The sequence below is a fragment of the Mycobacterium sp. NGS27 genome (assembly GCF_059813005.1).
Genome location: NZ_JCALDT010000002.1, coordinates 244,576 through 261,793 on the forward strand (window position 1 = coordinate 244,576; position 17,218 = coordinate 261,793).

General features: G+C 68.3%; 15 protein-coding genes. 7 read left to right on the forward strand and 8 right to left on the reverse strand.

Annotated features, from left to right (window positions below; genetic code table 11):
- Positions 1-3: 3 nt before the first annotated feature.
- Both AC5Y30_RS05740 and AC5Y30_RS05745 read right to left on the reverse strand, forming a co-directional pair.
- Positions 4-1,047 carry an aspartate-semialdehyde dehydrogenase gene (locus AC5Y30_RS05740; RefSeq protein WP_499917148.1) on the reverse strand — a complete coding sequence of 348 codons (1,044 nt, stop codon included), beginning with the start codon at positions 1,045-1,047 and terminating at the stop codon, positions 4-6.
- Positions 1,048-2,313 (reverse strand): aspartate kinase, encoded by a 1,266-nt coding sequence (locus AC5Y30_RS05745; protein WP_499917149.1) that lies wholly within the window; start codon positions 2,311-2,313, stop codon positions 1,048-1,050.
- A gap of 294 nt (positions 2,314-2,607) precedes the next feature.
- On the opposite strand from AC5Y30_RS05745, the gene leuA reads away from it, so the two are divergent.
- Positions 2,608-4,407, forward strand: coding sequence for a 2-isopropylmalate synthase (leuA, locus tag AC5Y30_RS05750; protein WP_499917150.1), 1,800 nt, complete (start codon positions 2,608-2,610; stop codon positions 4,405-4,407).
- Here leuA and AC5Y30_RS05755 read toward each other — a convergent pair whose 3' ends face one another.
- Positions 4,408-5,400, reverse strand: a complete 993-nt coding sequence (locus tag AC5Y30_RS05755) for a DEDDh family exonuclease (RefSeq protein WP_499917151.1) — start codon at positions 5,398-5,400, stop codon at positions 4,408-4,410. It abuts the gene before it with no gap.
- A gap of 176 nt (positions 5,401-5,576) precedes the next feature.
- On the opposite strand from AC5Y30_RS05755, the gene AC5Y30_RS05760 reads away from it, so the two are divergent.
- The 3 genes from AC5Y30_RS05760 to AC5Y30_RS05770 are packed head-to-tail and all read left to right on the forward strand — an operon-like array spanning position 5,577 to position 8,885.
- Complete coding sequence (locus tag AC5Y30_RS05760; protein ID WP_499917152.1) at positions 5,577-6,806, forward strand: MurT ligase domain-containing protein; 1,230 nt, start codon at positions 5,577-5,579, stop codon at positions 6,804-6,806.
- A gap of 4 nt (positions 6,807-6,810) precedes the next feature.
- Positions 6,811-7,506, forward strand: a complete 696-nt coding sequence (locus AC5Y30_RS05765) for a type 1 glutamine amidotransferase (RefSeq protein WP_499917645.1) — start codon at positions 6,811-6,813, stop codon at positions 7,504-7,506.
- 59 nt (positions 7,507-7,565) lie between these two features.
- Complete coding sequence (locus AC5Y30_RS05770; RefSeq protein ID WP_499917153.1) at positions 7,566-8,885, forward strand: MFS transporter; 1,320 nt, start codon at positions 7,566-7,568, stop codon at positions 8,883-8,885.
- A 15-nt stretch (positions 8,886-8,900) separates the two neighbouring features.
- Here the strand turns inward: AC5Y30_RS05770 and recR are convergent, their stop codons facing one another.
- Both recR and AC5Y30_RS05780 read right to left on the reverse strand, forming a co-directional pair.
- A complete protein-coding gene (recR, locus tag AC5Y30_RS05775; protein WP_499917154.1) occupies positions 8,901-9,512 on the reverse strand; it encodes a recombination mediator RecR in 612 nt (203 codons plus the stop codon).
- A 14-nt stretch (positions 9,513-9,526) separates the two neighbouring features.
- Positions 9,527-9,871: a YbaB/EbfC family nucleoid-associated protein gene (locus AC5Y30_RS05780; protein WP_082971177.1), complete on the reverse strand. Its 345-nt coding sequence runs from the start codon at positions 9,869-9,871 to the stop codon at positions 9,527-9,529.
- Between the two features lie 98 nt (positions 9,872-9,969).
- On the opposite strand from AC5Y30_RS05780, the gene AC5Y30_RS05785 reads away from it, so the two are divergent.
- Complete coding sequence (locus AC5Y30_RS05785) at positions 9,970-10,731, forward strand: Rv3717 family N-acetylmuramoyl-L-alanine amidase (RefSeq protein WP_499917155.1); 762 nt, start codon at positions 9,970-9,972, stop codon at positions 10,729-10,731.
- Between the two features lie 15 nt (positions 10,732-10,746).
- Here AC5Y30_RS05785 and AC5Y30_RS05790 read toward each other — a convergent pair whose 3' ends face one another.
- Positions 10,747-11,184 carry an SRPBCC family protein gene (locus AC5Y30_RS05790; protein ID WP_499917156.1) on the reverse strand — a complete coding sequence of 146 codons (438 nt, stop codon included), beginning with the start codon at positions 11,182-11,184 and terminating at the stop codon, positions 10,747-10,749.
- Positions 11,185-11,264: 80 nt separating this feature from the next.
- Here AC5Y30_RS05790 and AC5Y30_RS05795 point away from each other — a divergent pair, with 80 nt between their 5' ends.
- Both AC5Y30_RS05795 and AC5Y30_RS05800 read left to right on the forward strand, forming a co-directional pair.
- Positions 11,265-12,656 (forward strand): FAD-binding oxidoreductase, encoded by a 1,392-nt coding sequence (locus tag AC5Y30_RS05795; RefSeq protein ID WP_499917157.1) that lies wholly within the window; start codon positions 11,265-11,267, stop codon positions 12,654-12,656.
- Entirely contained in the window at positions 12,653-13,963 is a 1,311-nt protein-coding gene (locus AC5Y30_RS05800; protein WP_499917158.1) for a class I SAM-dependent methyltransferase, read from the forward strand. The genes AC5Y30_RS05795 and AC5Y30_RS05800 overlap by 4 nt, the downstream gene beginning before the upstream one ends.
- A 4-nt stretch (positions 13,964-13,967) precedes the next feature.
- On the opposite strand, the gene AC5Y30_RS05805 is transcribed toward AC5Y30_RS05800, so the two are convergent.
- Both AC5Y30_RS05805 and AC5Y30_RS05810 read right to left on the reverse strand, forming a co-directional pair.
- Positions 13,968-15,803, reverse strand: coding sequence for a DNA polymerase III subunits gamma/tau (locus AC5Y30_RS05805; protein ID WP_499917159.1), 1,836 nt, complete (start codon positions 15,801-15,803; stop codon positions 13,968-13,970).
- Between the two features lie 87 nt (positions 15,804-15,890).
- Positions 15,891-17,183, reverse strand: coding sequence for an aspartate aminotransferase type Ic (locus AC5Y30_RS05810; RefSeq protein WP_499917646.1), 1,293 nt, complete (start codon positions 17,181-17,183; stop codon positions 15,891-15,893).
- Between the last annotated feature and the right edge of the window lie 35 nt (positions 17,184-17,218).

The window sequence follows — 17,218 nt, forward strand, 5'->3', positions numbered from 1 at the left end:
TTGTCACCGCTGGGCGGCCAGCAGCTCGGCGATCTGGATGGTGTTCAGCGCCGCCCCCTTGCGCAGGTTGTCACCGGAGATGAACAGTGCCAGGCCGCGGCCGTCGGGCACCCCGGGGTCGCGCCGGATCCGGCCGACCAGGGATTCGTCGACGCCGGCGGCCGCCAGCGCGGTCGGCACGTCGACCACCTTGACGCCGGGCGCGCCGTCCAGAAGCTCGCGGGCCCGCTGGGGCGACAGCGGCCGCGCGAATTCGGCGTTGATCGACAGCGAGTGGCCGGTGAACACCGGTACCCGCACGCACGTGCCGCTGACGGCCAGGTCGGGAATGCCGAGGATCTTGCGGCTCTCGTGGCGCAGCTTCTGGTCCTCGTCGGTCTCACCCGAGTCGTCATCCACCAGCGATCCGGCCAGCGGCACCACGTTGAAGGCGATCGGCGCCACATAGGTCGTGGGCGGCGGGAACTGCGCCGCACCGCCGTCGTGCACCAGTTGCTCGGCGCCGTCGATGACCGCGCGCGCCTGCGTCGCCAGCTCCTCGACCCCGGCGATCCCGCTGCCGGACACGGCCTGATAGCTGGACACCACCAGGCGTTGCAGCCCGGCTTCCTCGTGCAGCACCTTGAGCACCGGCATCGCGGCCATCGTGGTGCAGTTCGGGTTGGCGATGATGCCCTTGGTCAGCGAGCGGGCGTCCCGGACGTCCCGGTCGAAGTTCACCTCGGAGACGACCAGCGGCACTTCCGGGTCCTTGCGCCAGGCCGAGGAATTGTCGATCACCGTCACGCCGGCCGCGGCGAATCGCGGCGCCTGCACCAGCGACATCGTCTTGCCGGCGGAGAACAACGCGATGTCCAGGCCGGTAGGGTCCGCCGTCGCGGCGTCCTCGACCTCGATCTCCTGGCCGCGGAATTCCAGCTTGCGGCCCTGCGAGCGCGACGACGCGAAGAACCGCACCGACGTCGCGGGGAAATCCCGCTCGTCGAGCAACCGGCGCATCACCTGGCCGACCTGGCCGGTAGCGCCCACAACTCCAATGGCAACCATTTATCTACCCGTCCCCGCGTACACCGTCGCCGACTCCTCGCCGCCGAGCCCGAACGCCTCGTGCAACGCCACAACGGCCTTGTCTAGTTCGGTGTCGCGGCACAGCACCGAGATGCGAATCTCGGACGTGGAGATCAGCTCGATGTTGACGCCCACCTCGGCCAGGGACTCACAGAAGGTGGCGGTGACCCCGGGGTGGCTGCGCATGCCCGCCCCGATCAGCGACACCTTGCCGACGTGGTCGTCGTAAAGCAGTTGGCTGAACCCGATCTCGTCCTGGAGCGCGTCCAGCCTGGCCACCGCGGTGGGTCCGCTGTCGCGCGAGCAGGTGAAGGTGATGTCGGTCTTGCCGTCCTCGACCTTGGAGACGTTCTGCAACACCATGTCGATGTTCACGTCGGCATCGGCGAGCGCCCGGAAGACCCGAGCGGCGTATCCGGGGATGTCGGGAATGCCGACAACGGTCACCTTGGCCTCGCTGCGGTCGTGCGCGACTCCGGTCAGGATGGGGTCTTCCATGGCTATGTCCTTGATCGATCCGACGACGATGGTGCCTGGGTTTTCCGAATAGGAGGACCGGACGTGCACCGGCATGTTGTAGCGGCGTGCGTATTCCACGCAGCGCAGCATCAAAACTTTGGCGCCGCACGCCGCCATCTCGAGCATTTCCTCGAAAGTGACCGTGTCCAGCTTGCGAGCGTTGTGCACGATCCTCGGGTCAGCGCTGAAGATGCCGTCGACGTCGGTGTAGATCTCGCAGACGTCGGCGTGCAGCGCCGCGGCCAGCGCCACCGCCGTGGTGTCCGAGCCGCCGCGGCCCAGCGTGGTCACGTCCCGGGTGTCCTGGCTGACACCCTGAAATCCGGCGACCAGCACGATGCGCCCTTCGTCCAGCGCGGTCCGCAGCCGTCCCGGGGTGACGTCGATGATCTTGGCGTTGCCGTGCGTGCCGGTGGTGATCACCCCGGCCTGCGAACCGGTGAACGAGCGCGCCTGCGCACCCAGCGATTCGATCGCCATCGCGACCAATGCATTGGAGATTCGCTCACCGGCGGTCAGCAGCATGTCGAGTTCGCGCGGTGGCGGCGCCGGGCACACCTGGTGGGCCAGATCCATCAAGTCGTCGGTGGTGTCGCCCATCGCTGAGACGACGACTACTACGTCGTTGCCCTGCTTCTTGGTAGCGACGATGCGCTCGGCCACCCGCCGGATCCGGTCGGCGTTCGCCACTGAGGATCCGCCGTACTTCTGCACGACGAGCGCCACGTTATTCCTGCCTCTCCGGCCTCGGCATTTGACGATTTCGGGTATAAGTCCACAACAGAATACGTGCCACCGCATGGTGATTTACGTCGCGATACCGCTGCACCCCGTCATGCGCATTCGCCGCGGTCTCGGCGCAATTTTTGCCAATGCGCCAAAAGCGGTAAAGTCTGGGACGTGCAGCGGGTGCTCCTCCTCGGACGCCGCGACGGGGTCTGATCCAGACCGGCTTCCCGTCGCGGGTGTTCGCGATGCGCCGGTCTGAAGTTCCCTTCTGAATCCCCCGGAGCAACTACCGTGACTTCCAATCCCGACGCATTCAGCTCGACGCGAACCATCGTTCAGCCCGCGGGCCCCTCGGCGCCCGGACAACCCGCGTGGAACCCGCAGCGGGGCTCGTCGATGCCGGTCAATCGGTACCGCCCCTTCGCCGATGAGGTCGAGCCCATCCGGCTGCCCGACCGCACGTGGCCCGACCGCGTCATCGCTCATGCGCCGCTGTGGTGTGCGGTGGATCTGCGCGACGGCAACCAGGCGCTGATCGATCCCATGAGCCCGGCGCGCAAGCGCCGCATGTTCGACTTGCTGGTTCGCATGGGCTACAAGGAAATCGAAGTGGGATTCCCGTCGGCCAGCCAGACCGACTTCGACTTCGTCCGCGAGATCATCACCGACGGCGCCATCCCCGACGACGTCACCATCCAGGTGCTGACCCAGTGCCGGCCGGAACTGATCGAGCGCACCTTCGAGGCGTGCGACGGTGCGCCGCAGGCCATCGTGCACTTCTACAACTCGACCTCGATCCTGCAGCGCCGCGTCGTTTTTCGCGCCGACCGGGCCGCCGTACAGGCCATCGCGACCGAGGGTGCGCGCAAGTGCGTCGAAGAAGCCGCCAAGCACCCGGGCACGCGGTGGCGGTTCGAGTATTCGCCGGAGTCCTACACCGGCACCGAGCTTCAGTACGCCAAAGAGGTGTGCGACGCCGTCGGCGAAATCATCGCGCCGACGCCGGACAACCCGATCATCTTCAACCTGCCCGCGACGGTGGAGATGGCCACACCCAACGTCTACGCCGACTCGATCGAGTGGATGAGCCGCAACCTGGCCAACCGGGAATCGGTCATCCTGAGCCTGCATCCGCACAACGACCGCGGAACCGCCGTTGCCGCAGCCGAATTGGGCTACCAGGCTGGTGCCGACCGCATCGAGGGCTGCCTGTTCGGCAACGGCGAGCGCACCGGCAACGTCTGCCTGGTGACGCTGGGGCTCAACCTGTTCTCCCGCGGCGTGGACCCGCAGATCGACTTCTCCAACATCGACGAGATCCGCCGCACGGTCGAGTACTGCAACCAGCTGCCGGTGCACGAGCGTCACCCCTACGGCGGGGACCTGGTCTACACCGCGTTCTCCGGCAGCCACCAGGACGCCATCAACAAGGGCCTGGACCAGATGAAGATCGACGCGGACGCCGCGGACTCCGACGTCGACGACATGCTGTGGCAGGTGCCGTACCTGCCGATCGACCCCAAAGACGTCGGGCGCACCTACGAGGCGGTGATCCGGGTCAACTCGCAGTCCGGCAAGGGCGGCGTGGCCTACATCATGAAGGCCGATCACGGCCTGGCGCTGCCGCGGCGGCTGCAGATCGAGTTCTCCCAGGTGGTCCAGAAGATCAGTGAAGGGGAAGGCGGCGAGGTCAGCCCCAAGGAGATGTGGGACGCCTTCTCCGAGGAGTATCTGGCGCCGGTGGTGCCGCTGGAGCGGATGAAACAACGCGTCGACGCTTCCGAGGACGACAGCGGCGTCACCCGCCTCACCGCGACCGTCAAGATCAACGGCGCGGAGACCGAGATCAGCGGGGAGGGCAACGGCCCACTTGCCGCATTTGTCCACGCGCTGGGCGGTGTCGGTTTCGACGTGGCCGTCTTGGATTACTCCGAGCACGCGATGAGCGCCGGTGACGACGCGCAGGCGGCCGCCTACGTGGAGGCGTCGGTCGACGGTCGCACGGTCTGGGGGGTCGGCATCGCGCCGTCGATCACCTCCGCGTCGCTGCGCGCGGTCGTCTCGGCGGTCAACCGCGCCGCTCGCGGCTGATCAGAACAGCGCCAGCTGCTGGTCCAGGGTGCTGGCGTCGGTGAATTCGTCCATGCTGGTGCCCCCGATGACGGCGCCCACGCAGTCCATGAACTGCGCGTCGCCGATCACCGGCACCCCCAGCTGCCGGGCGAGGTAGCCCTTGCCCTGCTCGGGCGCGGGATCGTTGCAGACCACCAGCGAGGTCTCCCGGTCGACGGCCTCGGTGTAGGCCAGCCCGGCGTGCAGGATGCGTTCCACGAGTTCCTCGTGGGTGCGGCCGACCTCGGCCGCCAGCGCCACCCGCATGCCCTGCACGAGCGGTCGGCCGCCCACGTAGGGGCCCGGGTTGAGATACGGGCAGGGCATCCGGGACGCCAGCACCTTGAGCGGTCGCAGCTCGTCATGGGTGACGCGGCCGTTGGGCCAGCGGCGCCGGGTCACCGGATGTATCGGCAACCAGATGTCGCCCGCGCGGGCCAGCTTGAGCGCCGAGGCCAGCACGTGGGTCAGCACCATCGCGTCGTCGAAGGCGTCGTGGGGGCGCTCCTGGGTGACGCCCCAGTGCGCCGCGAGCGTCTCCAACCGTAGGTTGTCGATGCCGAGGTCGAGCCGTCGGGCCAGCTCGACGGTGCACATGACACTGTCGACGGGCAGCTCGGTGTCGGCCAGCTCGGCTTCGGCGGCAAGAAACGCATAGTCGAAAGCCACGTTGTGGGCTACCAGCGTGCGGCCGCGCAGCAGCTTGGCCACATCACCGACGATGTCGGCGAACTGCGGCTGGTCTTCCAGCATTGCGGCGGTCAGGCCGTGCACGTGGGTGGGGCCAGGGTCCACGCCGGGGTTGAGCAGGCTGACCACCGACTGTTCCACGTTGCCGTCGGGGTCCAGGCCGAGCGCCGCAACGCTGATGATCCGTGCCTGACCCGGCCGAAAGCCCGAGGTCTCGACGTCGACGACGGCCCAGCCCGCGTCCGGCTCGCTGGCCGGCCGACCCCAGGAAGCCCCGCTCATGCACTGAGGATGGCACGGCCGACCGACATCGCCCGTTCGCTGCGGGTCGTGTCGGGCTGAATTCGATGCGGGCGCCCGGAATTCGATGCGGGCGACCCGCCGCGCCCGGCGCCAACGCCGCGCTTGCGATCGCCCGGAATTCGATGCGGGCGACCCGCCGCCCTTAAACTTCCCGGGTGATTACCACCCGCGCCCGTCTGGCGCTCGCCGCAGGAGCGAGCGCGCGCTGGGCGTCGCGGGTGACCGGACGCGGGGCCGGGGCGATGATCGGCGGGCTCATCGCGATGACGCTGGACCGCTCGGTTCTCCGGCAACTCGCCGCCGGACGGCGCACCGTGATCGTCACCGGCACCAACGGCAAGTCCACCACCACGAGGATGACGTCGGCCGCGCTGGCGACGCTGGGTGCGGTTGCCACCAACGCCGAGGGCGCCAACATGGACGCCGGCCTGGTCGCGGCGCTGGCGGCCAACCGCAATGCACCCCTGGCGGCCCTCGAAGTCGACGAAATGCACGTCCCGCACGTCTCCGATGCCGTCGAACCCAGCGTCGTCGTGCTGCTCAACCTCTCGCGCGACCAGCTGGATCGGGTCGGCGAGATCAACGTCATCGAGCGGACCCTGCGCGCGGGCCTGGCCCGGCACCCCGGGGCGGTCGTCGTGGCCAACTGCGACGACGTGCTGATGACGTCCGCGGCGTACGACAGCCCGAACGTGGTGTGGGTGGCCGCGGGCGGTTCGTGGTCGAACGACTCGGTCAGCTGCCCGCGCAGCGGCGAGGTCATCGTCCGCGAGCGGGGTCATTGGTATTCCACGGGTGCGGACTTCAAAAGGCCCAGCCCGCAATGGTGGTTCGACGACGACACCCTCTACGGGCCCGACGGCCTGGCCGTGCCGATGCGGTTGGCGCTGCCCGGCGCGGTCAACCGGGGCAACGCCGCCCAGGCCGTCGCGGCCGCGGTCGCGTTGGGCGCCGATCCCGCGTCGGCGGTGGCGGCGGTCTCGACGGTCGACGAGGTCGCCGGGCGCTATCGGACCGTCCGCGTCGGCGCGCACGAGGTGCGCATCCTGCTGGCCAAGAATCCGGCCGGCTGGCAGGAGGCGCTGTCGATGGTGGACAAGCATGCGGCCGGGGTGGTCATCTCGGTCAACGGCCAGGTGCCCGACGGGGAAGACCTGTCGTGGCTCTGGGATGTGCGATTCGAGCACTTCGAGGAGACGGAAGTCGTGGCCGCCGGCGAGCGCGGCACCGACCTGGCGGTGCGCCTCGGGTATGCGGGCGTGGAGCACACCCTGGTGCACGACACCGTCGCCGCGATCGCATCGTGCCCGCCGGGAACGGTGGAAGTCGTCGCCAACTACACCGCGTTCCTCCAGCTGCAGCGAGCGTTGGCGCGCCATGGCTGACTCGGTGGTGCGGATCGGGTTGGTGCTGCCCGACGTGATGGGCACCTACGGCGACGGCGGCAACGCCCTGGTGCTGCGGCAGCGGCTCCGCCTACGCGGCATCGCCGCCGAAATCGTCGAGATCACGCTGGCCGACCCGGTGCCCGAGTCGCTGGACCTCTACACGCTGGGCGGGGCCGAGGACTACGCGCAGCGCCTGGCCACCCGGCATTTGATCAAGTACCCCGGCCTGCAGCGCGCCGCGGAACGCGGCGCCCCGGTGCTGGCCATCTGCGCGGCCGTTCAGGTGCTCGGGCACTGGTATGAAACGTCGGCCGGGGAGCGCGTCGACGGTGTGGGGATGCTGGACGCGACGACGTCACCGCAACCGGCACGCACCATCGGCGAGCTGGCGACCAAACCGCTGCCGGCGGGCTTGACCGAGCGTCTCACCGGTTTCGAGAACCACCGCGGCGGCACCGTGCTGGGACCGGCGGCGTCGCCGCTGGGCGCGGTGGTCAAGGGCGCGGGCAACGTTGCCGGCAACGGCTTCGACGGCGCGGTGCAGGGCAGCGTGATCGCGACCTACATGCACGGGCCGTGCCTGGCCCGCAACCCGCAACTGGCCGACCTGCTGCTGAGCACGGTGGTGGGCGAGCTGGCGCCACTGCCGATGCCGGAGGTGGACCTGCTGCGCCGTGAACGGTTGGCCGCCCGCTAGGGCCTGGTTGGGGGAAACGCATGCTTGCGGGCACTGATTCCCGAGATACCGATGCGGCGATGCGGCGGGACACCCTCGCGACGGCCATCGGCAATTTCATGGAGTGGTACGACTTCGGCGTCTACGGCTATATCGCGACGACCATCGCGCAGGTCTTCTATCCGGGCAACAGCGTCAGCGCTGTCCATCTCATCGCCACGTTCAGCACGCTGGCGGCGGCGTACGTGGTGCGCCCGCTCGGCGGGTTCGTCCTCGGCCCCCTCGGTGACCGCGTCGGGCGCAAGCGGGTTTTGGTGATCACGATCCTGCTGATGGCGGTGGGGACCACCATGACCGGCCTACTGCCCGGCTACGGCACCATCGGCATCTGGGCGCCGATCCTGCTGCTGGTCGCCCGGGTCTTTCAAGGCTTGTCCACCGGTGGCGAGTTTGTCGGCGCCATGACCTACCTCGTCGAGCGGGCCCCGGACCGCAAACGCGGCAGGATGGTTGGGTTCCTGCCGTTGGGCAACTTGGTCGGGTTCGTGCTCGCCGGATTGCTGGTGACCGCGTTGCAGGCCTGGCTGCCCAGCCGCGACATGCTGGCGTGGGGCTGGCGGATTCCGCTGTTGCTGGGAGCGCCCTTCGGCGTGCTCGCCCTTTACTTGCGGCTGCGGATCGAGGAGTCACCGGCCTACACGCAGGCGCGCGGCAACACCGATGCGCCGGTTGACCGCGGGTGGCGGCAATTTCGGCGCACAGTGGTCGAGCAGTGGAAGCCGATGGTGGTTTGCGCGGCAGTCGTGGTGGCCTCGCAGGTGCCGGACTTCATGCTCACCGGATACCTGCCGACATACCTGAAAGTGGTTGTGCGCGTGGGTAACACGGCCGCACTGGTGATCATCGTGGCGACCTTGGCGATCCTGATGGCCGCGGTGGTTTTCGTCGCCATGTTGTCCGACCGTATCGGCGTCAAGCCGATCATGTGGACGGGCTGCGGATTGCTCGTTCTGGCGTCGGTCCCGGCGTTCTTGCTGATGCGCTTCAGCGGCGTCGTTCCGTTGATCTTCATCGGCGTGCTGCTGGTCGGGCTGATGGAACTGTGTTTCGACAGCACCACCCCCCAAGCCCTGCCGGCGCTGTTCCCGACCAGGGTGCGCAGCGGAGCGCTGGCCATCTCGTACAACATCGCGCTATCGACCGTCGGCGGAACTACTCCTGTGATCGCTCAGGCGCTGATATCCGCCACCGGCAGCGCCATGGTGCCGGCCTACATGCTGATCTTCGCCGGCTTGGTGGGGACGGTCGCCCTTCGATTCATGCCGGAAGTCGCGGGCAGGCCGCTGCCGGGGTCCGGGCCCGCAGCCGAACGCGAGGCAGGCGAGCTGGCCGGCGCGTGAGAGCCTGCTGGCGCCTCACACCATGGCCCGGCGGCCGGCGAGCGCGCGACCCAGCGTCAGCTCGTCGGCGAACTCCAGGTCGCCGCCCATCGGCAGTCCCGACGCGATTCGCGTGACCGTCAGCCCAGGGATGTCGCGCAGCATTCGCACCAGGTAGGTGGCCGTCGCCTCGCCTTCGGTGTTCGGGTCGGTCGCGATGATCACCTCGGTGATGTCGACGTCGTCGACCCGCTCCCCGATCCGGCTCAGCAGCTCGCGGATCCGCAGCTGTTCGGGCCCTACGCCGGACAACGGATCGAGCGCACCGCCCAGCACGTGGTAGCGGCCGCGGAATTCGCGGGTGCGCTCGACGGCCTGGATGTCTTTGGGCTCCTCGACGACGCACACCTGCGAGCCGTCCCGGCGGGGATCGGCGCAGATCCGGCAGCGCTCGTTGTCGGAGACGTTGCCGCACACCGCACAGAACCGCACGCCGTCGCGGACCTTGGCCAGCACCGCGGTCAGCCGGTCGATGTCCGGCGGCTCAACCGATAGCAGGTGGAAGGCGATGCGCTGGGCGCTTTTGGGTCCGATGCCCGGCAGCTTGCCGAGCTCGTCGATCAAATCCTGGACGGGTCCTTCGAACATGTCGGTCGCGGAGTCTAAAGCCCCTGCGCGGGCGCGGGCGGTTGCCCCGGCGGCGGGCCGAAGCCGCCGGCCAGCGACCCCAGCCGTTCCTGGGCCATCCGGGTGACCTGCTTGGACGCGTCACCCATGGCGCCGACGATCAGGTCCTGCAAGGTCTCGACGTCCGACGGGTCCACGACGGACGGATCGATCTTCACCGCGACCACCTCGCCGCTGCCCTTGACGACGACCTCGACCAAGCCCCCACCGGCCTGACCGCGGACCTCAGCGTTCGCCAGTTGTTGCTGCGCCTCCATGAGCTTCTGCTGCATCTGCTGCGCCTGGGCCAGCAGCGCCGACATATCGCCTCCGGGTTGCATGACAATCCCCTCGCATCTTGGTCTCGAGTTGGTTTCGCTCGTGAGTCTCCGGCGATTCGAAATACCCAGCGTAGACCGCGCGGCGCTAGCTTTGCGCCGTGGACCTACGAGTGAGCAGGCGTGTCGGCCTCAGGACGATCATCTGCATGATCGTTGCTGCGTCGGCCATCGTCATCCCGAACGCAATGGCAGCGCCATCCAGCATCGCCGGCATGGTGGTCTTCATCGATCCGGGCCACAACGGCTCCAATGACGGCTCCATCAACCGCCAGGTGCCGACCGGTCGCGGCGGCACCAAAGACTGCCAGACCAGCGGGACGGCCACCAACTCCGGCTACATGGAGCACACCTTCACCTGGGACACCGCGCTGCGGGTGCGCGCCGAGCTGAACGCCCTGGGGGTGCGGACCGCGCTGTCCCGCGCCAACGACAACGGCCTGGGACCCTGCGTCGACGAGCGCGCCAACGCGGCCAACGCCCTGCGCCCCAACGCGGTCCTGTCCATCCACGCCGACGGCGGCCCGCCGTCGGGCCGAGGCTTTCACGTCAACTATTCGGCCCCGCCGCTCAACCAGGTGCAGGCGGGCCCGTCGGTGCAGTACGCACGGATCATGCGCGACCAGATGCAGGCCTCGGGGATCCCGCCGGCGAACTACATCGGCCAGAACGGCCTCTACGGCCGCTCGGATTTGACCGGCCTGAACCTGGCGCAGTACCCGTCGATCCTGGTCGAGTGCGGCAACATGAAGAACCCCGCGGACTCGGCGCTGATGGAGTCCGCCGAAGGCCGGCAGAAGTACGCCGACGCACTGGTCCGCGGCGTCGCGGGCTTCCTCGCCTCGCAGGGCCAGGCGCGCTAGACCCGCGACGCTAGCTCAGCTCTCCAGTTCCTTTTTCAGGTTGGCCAGCACCTCGCCCTGAATCCTCTTGAGCCCCAACGGCGCAAAGGTCTTCTCGAAGAAACCCTTCACACCGCCCGCGCCGTCCCAAGTGGTCTTCACGGTGACGCTGGAGCCGGGTCCGGCGGGAGCGACCGTCCAGTTGATCACCATCGACGAGTTCGCGTCCTTCTCGATGACCGTGTGCCCGGCCACGTCGACGTTGGCCTGCACGTCGCGCACCCGCGATTTGGTGGCCTGCAGCTTCCACTTGGCGACCGTGCCGGCCCCCTGCCCACCCTGCAGCACCTGGTAGTCGCTGTACTGCGGGGACAGAATTTTCGGACGGACGGTCTGATAGTCCGCGACGGCGGCAAGGGTTGCCGCGGGCTCCGCGTTGATCAAGATGGTGCTTTCCGCGCTCACCGGTGCCAAAGCGACCCCTCCTCATGATGATTTCCCCGACGCGGCCCTTCCGACGGGTGCACGGGTTGTTGTCGAAGACTAGGGTATATGTGGTGCCTGTCCTTGGATCTGCACTCTCGGCCCACAAGTCCGGCGTTGACCGGATGCTGGCAAGTTATCGATCCATTCCCCCAACTTCGGCCGTCCGATTGGCAAAGCCGACGTCAAATCTGTTCCGCGCCCGCACCAAACGTGATGCGCCCGGTCTGGACACGTCCGGACTGACCGGCGTTCTGGACGTGGATCCCGAATCCCGCACCGCCGATGTGGCCGGCATGTGCACCTACGCGGACCTGGTGACGGCGACGCTGCCGTATGGCCTCTCGCCGCTGGTAGTCCCGCAGCTGAAGACCATCACGCTGGGCGGCGCGGTCAGCGGCCTGGGCATCGAGTCGTCGTCCTTCCGCAACGGGCTGCCCCATGAATCGGTGTTGGAGATGGACATCCTCACCGGCGCTGGCGATTTGCTCACCACCTCGCGCACCCAGCACCCCGAGCTGTTCCGCGCCTTCCCGAATTCCTATGGGACGCTTGGTTATTCAACCCGGCTCCGCATCGAGCTGGAGCCCGTCGCGCCGTTCGTGGCGCTGCGGCACATCCGTTTCCGCTCGCTGCCCGATCTGGTTGCGGCCATGGAACGCATCATCGACACCGGCGGGCAGGGCGGGACGCCCGTCGACTACCTGGACGGCGTCGTCTTCAGCGCCGACGAAAGCTACCTGTGCGTGGGCCGGCGGACCACCACTCCCGGCCCGGTCAGCGACTACACCGGCCGCGACATCTACTACCAGTCCATCCGGCACGACGCCCCGGGGGTCGAAGCCACCAAGGATGACCGGCTGACCATGAACGATTACTTCTGGCGCTGGGACACCGATTGGTTCTGGTGCTCACGCGCGTTCGGCGTGCAGAACCCGCGGCTGCGGCGCTGGTGGCCGCGCCGCTACCGGCGCAGCAGCTTCTACTCGAAGCTCATCGCGATGGATCGGCGGTTCGGCATCGCCGACCGGATCGAGGCGCGCAACGGCCGCCCACCCCGCGAACGGGTGGTGCAGGACGTCGAGGTGCCGGTCGAACGGACCTGCGACTTCCTGGAGTGGTTCCTAGACAGCGTGCCCATCACGCCAATCTGGTTGTGCCCCTTGCGTCTACGCGACCACCAGGGCTGGCCGCTGTACCCGATGCGGCCGGATCACACCTATGTCAACGTCGGCTTCTGGTCATCGGTGCCGGCCGGCTCATGCGAGGGCGCCACCAATCGGATGATCGAAGCCAAGGTGAGCGAACTCGGTGGCCACAAGTCGCTGTATTCCGAGTCCTACTACTCCCGCGAGGATTTCGACGAGTTGTACGGCGGCGAGGCCTACAACACCGTCAAGAAAACCTATGACCCCGATTCTCGTTTACTCGACCTCTACGCGAAGGCGGTGCAACGGCGATGACGACGACGAAAGAACCCCACCGCTCGCCGACCGGCAAATTGAGCATGGCCGAGATCCTGGAGGTCTTCGCCGCGACCGGACGACATCCGCTGAGGTTCACCGCCTACGACGGCAGCACGGCGGGAAGCGAAGACGCCGAACTGGGCCTGGATCTTCGGACGCCTCGCGGGGCCACCTACCTGGCCACCGCGCCCGGCGAACTCGGCCTGGCTCGCGCCTACGTGTCGGGCGACCTGCAGGCCTACGGCGTGCATCCGGGTGACCCGTACCAACTGCTCAAGACGCTGACCGATCGGGTCGAATTCAAACGGCCGCCGGCGCGGGTGCTGGCCAACGTCGTGCGTTCGCTGGGCTTCGAGCGGTTGTTGCCGGTGCCACCGCCACCCCAGGAAACCCGGCCGCGGTGGCGCCGGGTCACCGAAGGGCTGATGCACAGCAAGACCCGCGACGCCGAGGCCATCCACCACCATTACGACGTCTCCAATGCCTTCTACGAACTGGTGTTGGGCCCGTCGATGACCTATACCTGCGCGGTGTATCCCGACGCCGAGGCGACGCTGGAGGATGCGCAGCAAAACAAGTACCGGCTGATTTTCGAGAAGTTGCGGCTGCAGCCCGGCGACCGGCTGCTCGACGTCGGCTGCGGGTGGGGCGGCATGGTGCGGTACGCCGCGCGGCACGGTGTCCGGGCGATCGGCGCCACCCTGTCGGCCGAGCAGGCGAAGTGGGCGCAGCGGGCGATCGCCGACGAGGGGCTGGCGGAGCTGGCCGAGGTGCGACACTGCGACTACCGCGACGTCGGCGAGACGCAGTTCGACGCCGTCTCCTCGATCGGTTTGACCGAGCACATCGGCGTCAAGAACTACCCGGCCTACTTCGGATTCCTGAAGTCGAAGCTGCGCACCGGCGGGCTGCTGCTCAACCACTGCATCACCCGCCACGACAACACCTCCACCTCGTTCGCCGGCGGATTCACCGACCGCTACGTTTTCCCGGACGGCGAGCTGACCGGCTCGGGCCGCATCACCTGTGCGGTCCAGGATGTGGGCTTCGAGGTGCTGCACGCGGAGAACTTCCGCCATCACTACGCGATGACGCTGCGCGACTGGTGTCGCAACCTGGTCGAGCACTGGGACGTGGCGGTCAGCGAGGTCGGCTTGCCGACCGCCAAGGTATGGGGCCTGTACATGGCGGCTTCACGAGTGGCGTTCGAGCAGAACAACCTTCAGCTCCATCACGTGCTGGCAGCCAACACCGACGCGCGCGGGGATGACGACCTGCCACTGCGGCCGTGGTGGACGGCCTGACGCGCTAGCCGTTGTCGATGCGGCGGGCGCCCAGCTCGTTCTGCAGCAGTTCGAGCGCGACCTCTTCGGGGTCGCGGCGGGGCGCAGACGACTCGTCGCGGACCGCCTCGGCGAGCATGTGTTCCTCTTCGTCGCGGCGCGCGGAATCGACGTCGGGTGCGGGCTCGGCGACGTTGGGAACCGCGCGCCCGGCTTCCTCGCCGGCGAGGGTGGGTGACGCGGCCGACACCGGGGCGCCGGCCTCACACCGCACTCGCCAATCGACACCGAGCGCGTCTTTGAGCGCCTCGGCGATGACGTCGGCGTTGCGCTGTTCGCAGAGCCTCTTGGCCAGCGGCGCCGATTCGTGGCTCAGGACCAACGTGTTGCCCTCGATGGCCCGGACGGTCGCCCCGGCCAACATCACCTCGGTGGTACGGCTCCGCTGACGCACCTTTTCGCGCACCGTGGGCCACATGCTGCGCACCGCCGCGGTGTTGAGTTCGCCTGGCGCCGAAGCTGATTCGGCCGCCGGCGCGTCGACGGGTGCGGGCGGAGGCGACTCGGGTTCGGGCTTGGGCTTCGGTTCCGGTTGCGGTTCGGGCTTGCGAGCGGGCGCCGCGGAGGGCCGGGTGAACCGGGCGGGTTGTGCTTCGGCCTGGGCGCTGCGTGGCGTCGCAGTGGAAACTTCCGAGCCGGGGATCGACATGTCCAGCCGGGTCTCGATTCGCTCGACGCGTTGCAGCAGCGCCGATTCGGTGTCGCTGGCCGAGGGCAGCAGCAGCCGCGCGCACACGACCTCGAGCAGCAGGCGCGGCGCCGTGGCTCCCCGCATCTCGCCCAGCCCCGCCTGCACCACCTCGGCGTAGCGGGTCAGGGTCGCCGGCCCGATCCGGGTCGCTTGCTCACGCATCCGCTCCAGCACGTCCTCCGGCGCGTCCACCACGCCACGGCTGGCCGCATCCGGGACGGCCTGCAGCAGGATGAGGTCGCGAAACCGCTCGAGCAGATCGGTGGCGAACCGCCGCGGGTCGTGGCCGGCGTCGATCACCGACTCCACCGCGCCGAACAGCGCCGCGGCATCGGCGGCGGCAAGCGAGTCCACCGCGTCGTCGATCAGCGCCATGTCGGTGGCGCCCAGCAGGCCCAGCGCCCGTTGATAGGTCACGTGCGCGCCCTCGGCGCCGGCGACCAGCTGATCCAGCACCGACAGGGTGTCGCGAGGCGAGCCGCCGCCGGCGCGGATCACCAACGGGTAGACGGCGTCGTCGACGGCGACGCCCTCCTGCTCGCAGATCCGCGCGATCAACGCCCGCATGGTCTTCGGCGGCAACAGCCGGAACGGGTAGTGATGGGTGCGCGATCGAATCGTCGGCAGCACCTTCTCCGGCTCGGTGGTGGCGAAAATGAAGATGAGGTGCTCGGGGGGCTCCTCCACGATCTTGAGCAGCGCGTTGAACCCGGCCGTGGTGACCATGTGCGCCTCGTCGACGATGAACACCCGGTAGCGCGACTGCGCGGGCGCGTAGAAAGCGCGGTCCCGCAGCTCGCGGGTGTCGTCCACGCCGCCGTGGCTGGCGGCGTCGAGTTCCACCACGTCGATGCTGCCGGGCGCGTTCGGCGCTAGCGCCTGGCACGAGTCACAGACCCCGCACGGGTTGGCGGTCGGGCCCTGTACGCAGTTCAGCGAGCGGGCCAGGATGCGCGCCGACGACGTCTTCCCGCACCCGCGCGGGCCCGAGAACAAATACGCGTGGTTGATCCGACCGGCTTCCAGGGCGATCGACAGTGGTTCGGTGACGTGCTCCTGCCCCACCACTTCGGCGAACGTTGCCGGTCGGTACTTGCGGTAGAGGGCCACGGTCAGCAGGCTACCGGCGTCGGGTGACTAGGGCCCGCGGGGCGTCGAGCGTGAACGTGGGGCGCGATTTCGGCGATTTTCTCGACGTCAGTTCACGCTCGACGCGGACGACGCCAGCAGCGACTCCGACGCCGCCAGCAGCGCGCAGCTGGCCAGGCCGTCGACGGCGTCACGCAGGTCCGGCAGCGACGGGAAGGTCGGCGCGATCCGGATGTTGGTGTCCTTCGGGTCTTTCCGGTACGGGAACGACGCACCCGCCTCGGTGACCGCGATGCCGGCGTCCTTGGCCAGCGCGACGGTCCGCTTCGCCGTGCCGGGCAGCACGTCGAGGCTGATGAAGTAGCCGCCCTTGGGGTCGGTCCACGACGCGATCTTGGAGTCGCTGAGCCGCTGATCCAGGATCTCGGCCGCCAACGCGAACTTCGGCGCCAGGATCTGCTGGTGCCGCAGCATGTGCAGCCGCACCCCGTCGGCGTCGCGGAAGAAGCGCAGGTGTCGCAGCTGGTTGACCTTGTCGGGCCCGATCGACTTCTTTCCCGCGTATTGCAGGTACCAGGCGATGTTGCCCAGCGATCCGCCCAAAAAGCTCACGCCGGCGCCGGCGAAGGTGATCTTCGAGGTGGACGCGAACACGTAGGGCCGATGGGGGTTCCCGGCCGCGGCGGCCAGCCCGAGCACGTCGACCTGCCGGACGAAGTCATGCGTCAGGGTGTGCACCGCATATGCGTTGTCCCAGAACAACCGGAAGTCGGCCGCCGCGGTCCGCATCTGGACGAGCCGCAGGACGGTGTCCCAGGAGTAGGTGACCCCGGTGGGGTTGCCGAACACCGGCACCGTCCACATGCCCTTGATGGCCGCATCGGCAGCGACCAACTCTTCGATCAGGTCGACATCCGGCCCGTCGGACAGCATCGGCACGGGGATCATCTCGATGCCCATCGTCTCGGTGATGGCGAAGTGCCGGTCGTAGCCCGGCGACGGGCATAGGAACTTGATGCTCGGTTCGTCCTTCCAGGGGCGCTGCGAGTCCACCCCGCCGTACAACATCGAGAAGGCGACGAGGTCGTGCATCAGCTCCAGGCTCGAGTTGTTGCCCGCGATCAGGTTCTGCACCGGGATACCGAGCAGTTCCCCAAAGATGGCCCGCAGCTCGGGCAGGCCGTGCAGGCCGCCGTAGTTGCGAGTGTCGGTGCCCTCGCTGTCGCGGAAGTCGTCCCCGGGCAGGCTCAGCAGCTGGTTGGACAGATCGAGCTGGGCGGGTGCCGGCTTGCCGCGGGTCAGGTCCAGGGAGAGCTTCTTGGCCTGCAGGTCCGCGTAGTCCTGCTGGTGACGAGTGTTCGCAGCCGCGAGCTCGGCCGGGGTGAGGGACTCCAGCGACACCATGAACCCTTTCGCTGTCGAAGCGGGAAACCAGT

Coding starts and splice junctions, on each gene's coding strand:
- AC5Y30_RS05755 (WP_499917151.1), bottom strand. CDS start 5,400: ATGAGCGGGGCTTCCTGGGGTCGGCCGGCCAGCGAGCCGGACGCGGGC.
- AC5Y30_RS05740 (WP_499917148.1), bottom strand. CDS start 1,047: ATGGTTGCCATTGGAGTTGTGGGCGCTACCGGCCAGGTCGGCCAGGTG.
- AC5Y30_RS05800 (WP_499917158.1), top strand. CDS start 12,653: ATGACGACGACGAAAGAACCCCACCGCTCGCCGACCGGCAAATTGAGC.
- recR (WP_499917154.1), bottom strand. CDS start 9,512: ATGTTCGAAGGACCCGTCCAGGATTTGATCGACGAGCTCGGCAAGCTG.
- AC5Y30_RS05770 (WP_499917153.1), top strand. CDS start 7,566: ATGCGGCGGGACACCCTCGCGACGGCCATCGGCAATTTCATGGAGTGG.
- AC5Y30_RS05780 (WP_082971177.1), bottom strand. CDS start 9,871: ATGCAACCCGGAGGCGATATGTCGGCGCTGCTGGCCCAGGCGCAGCAG.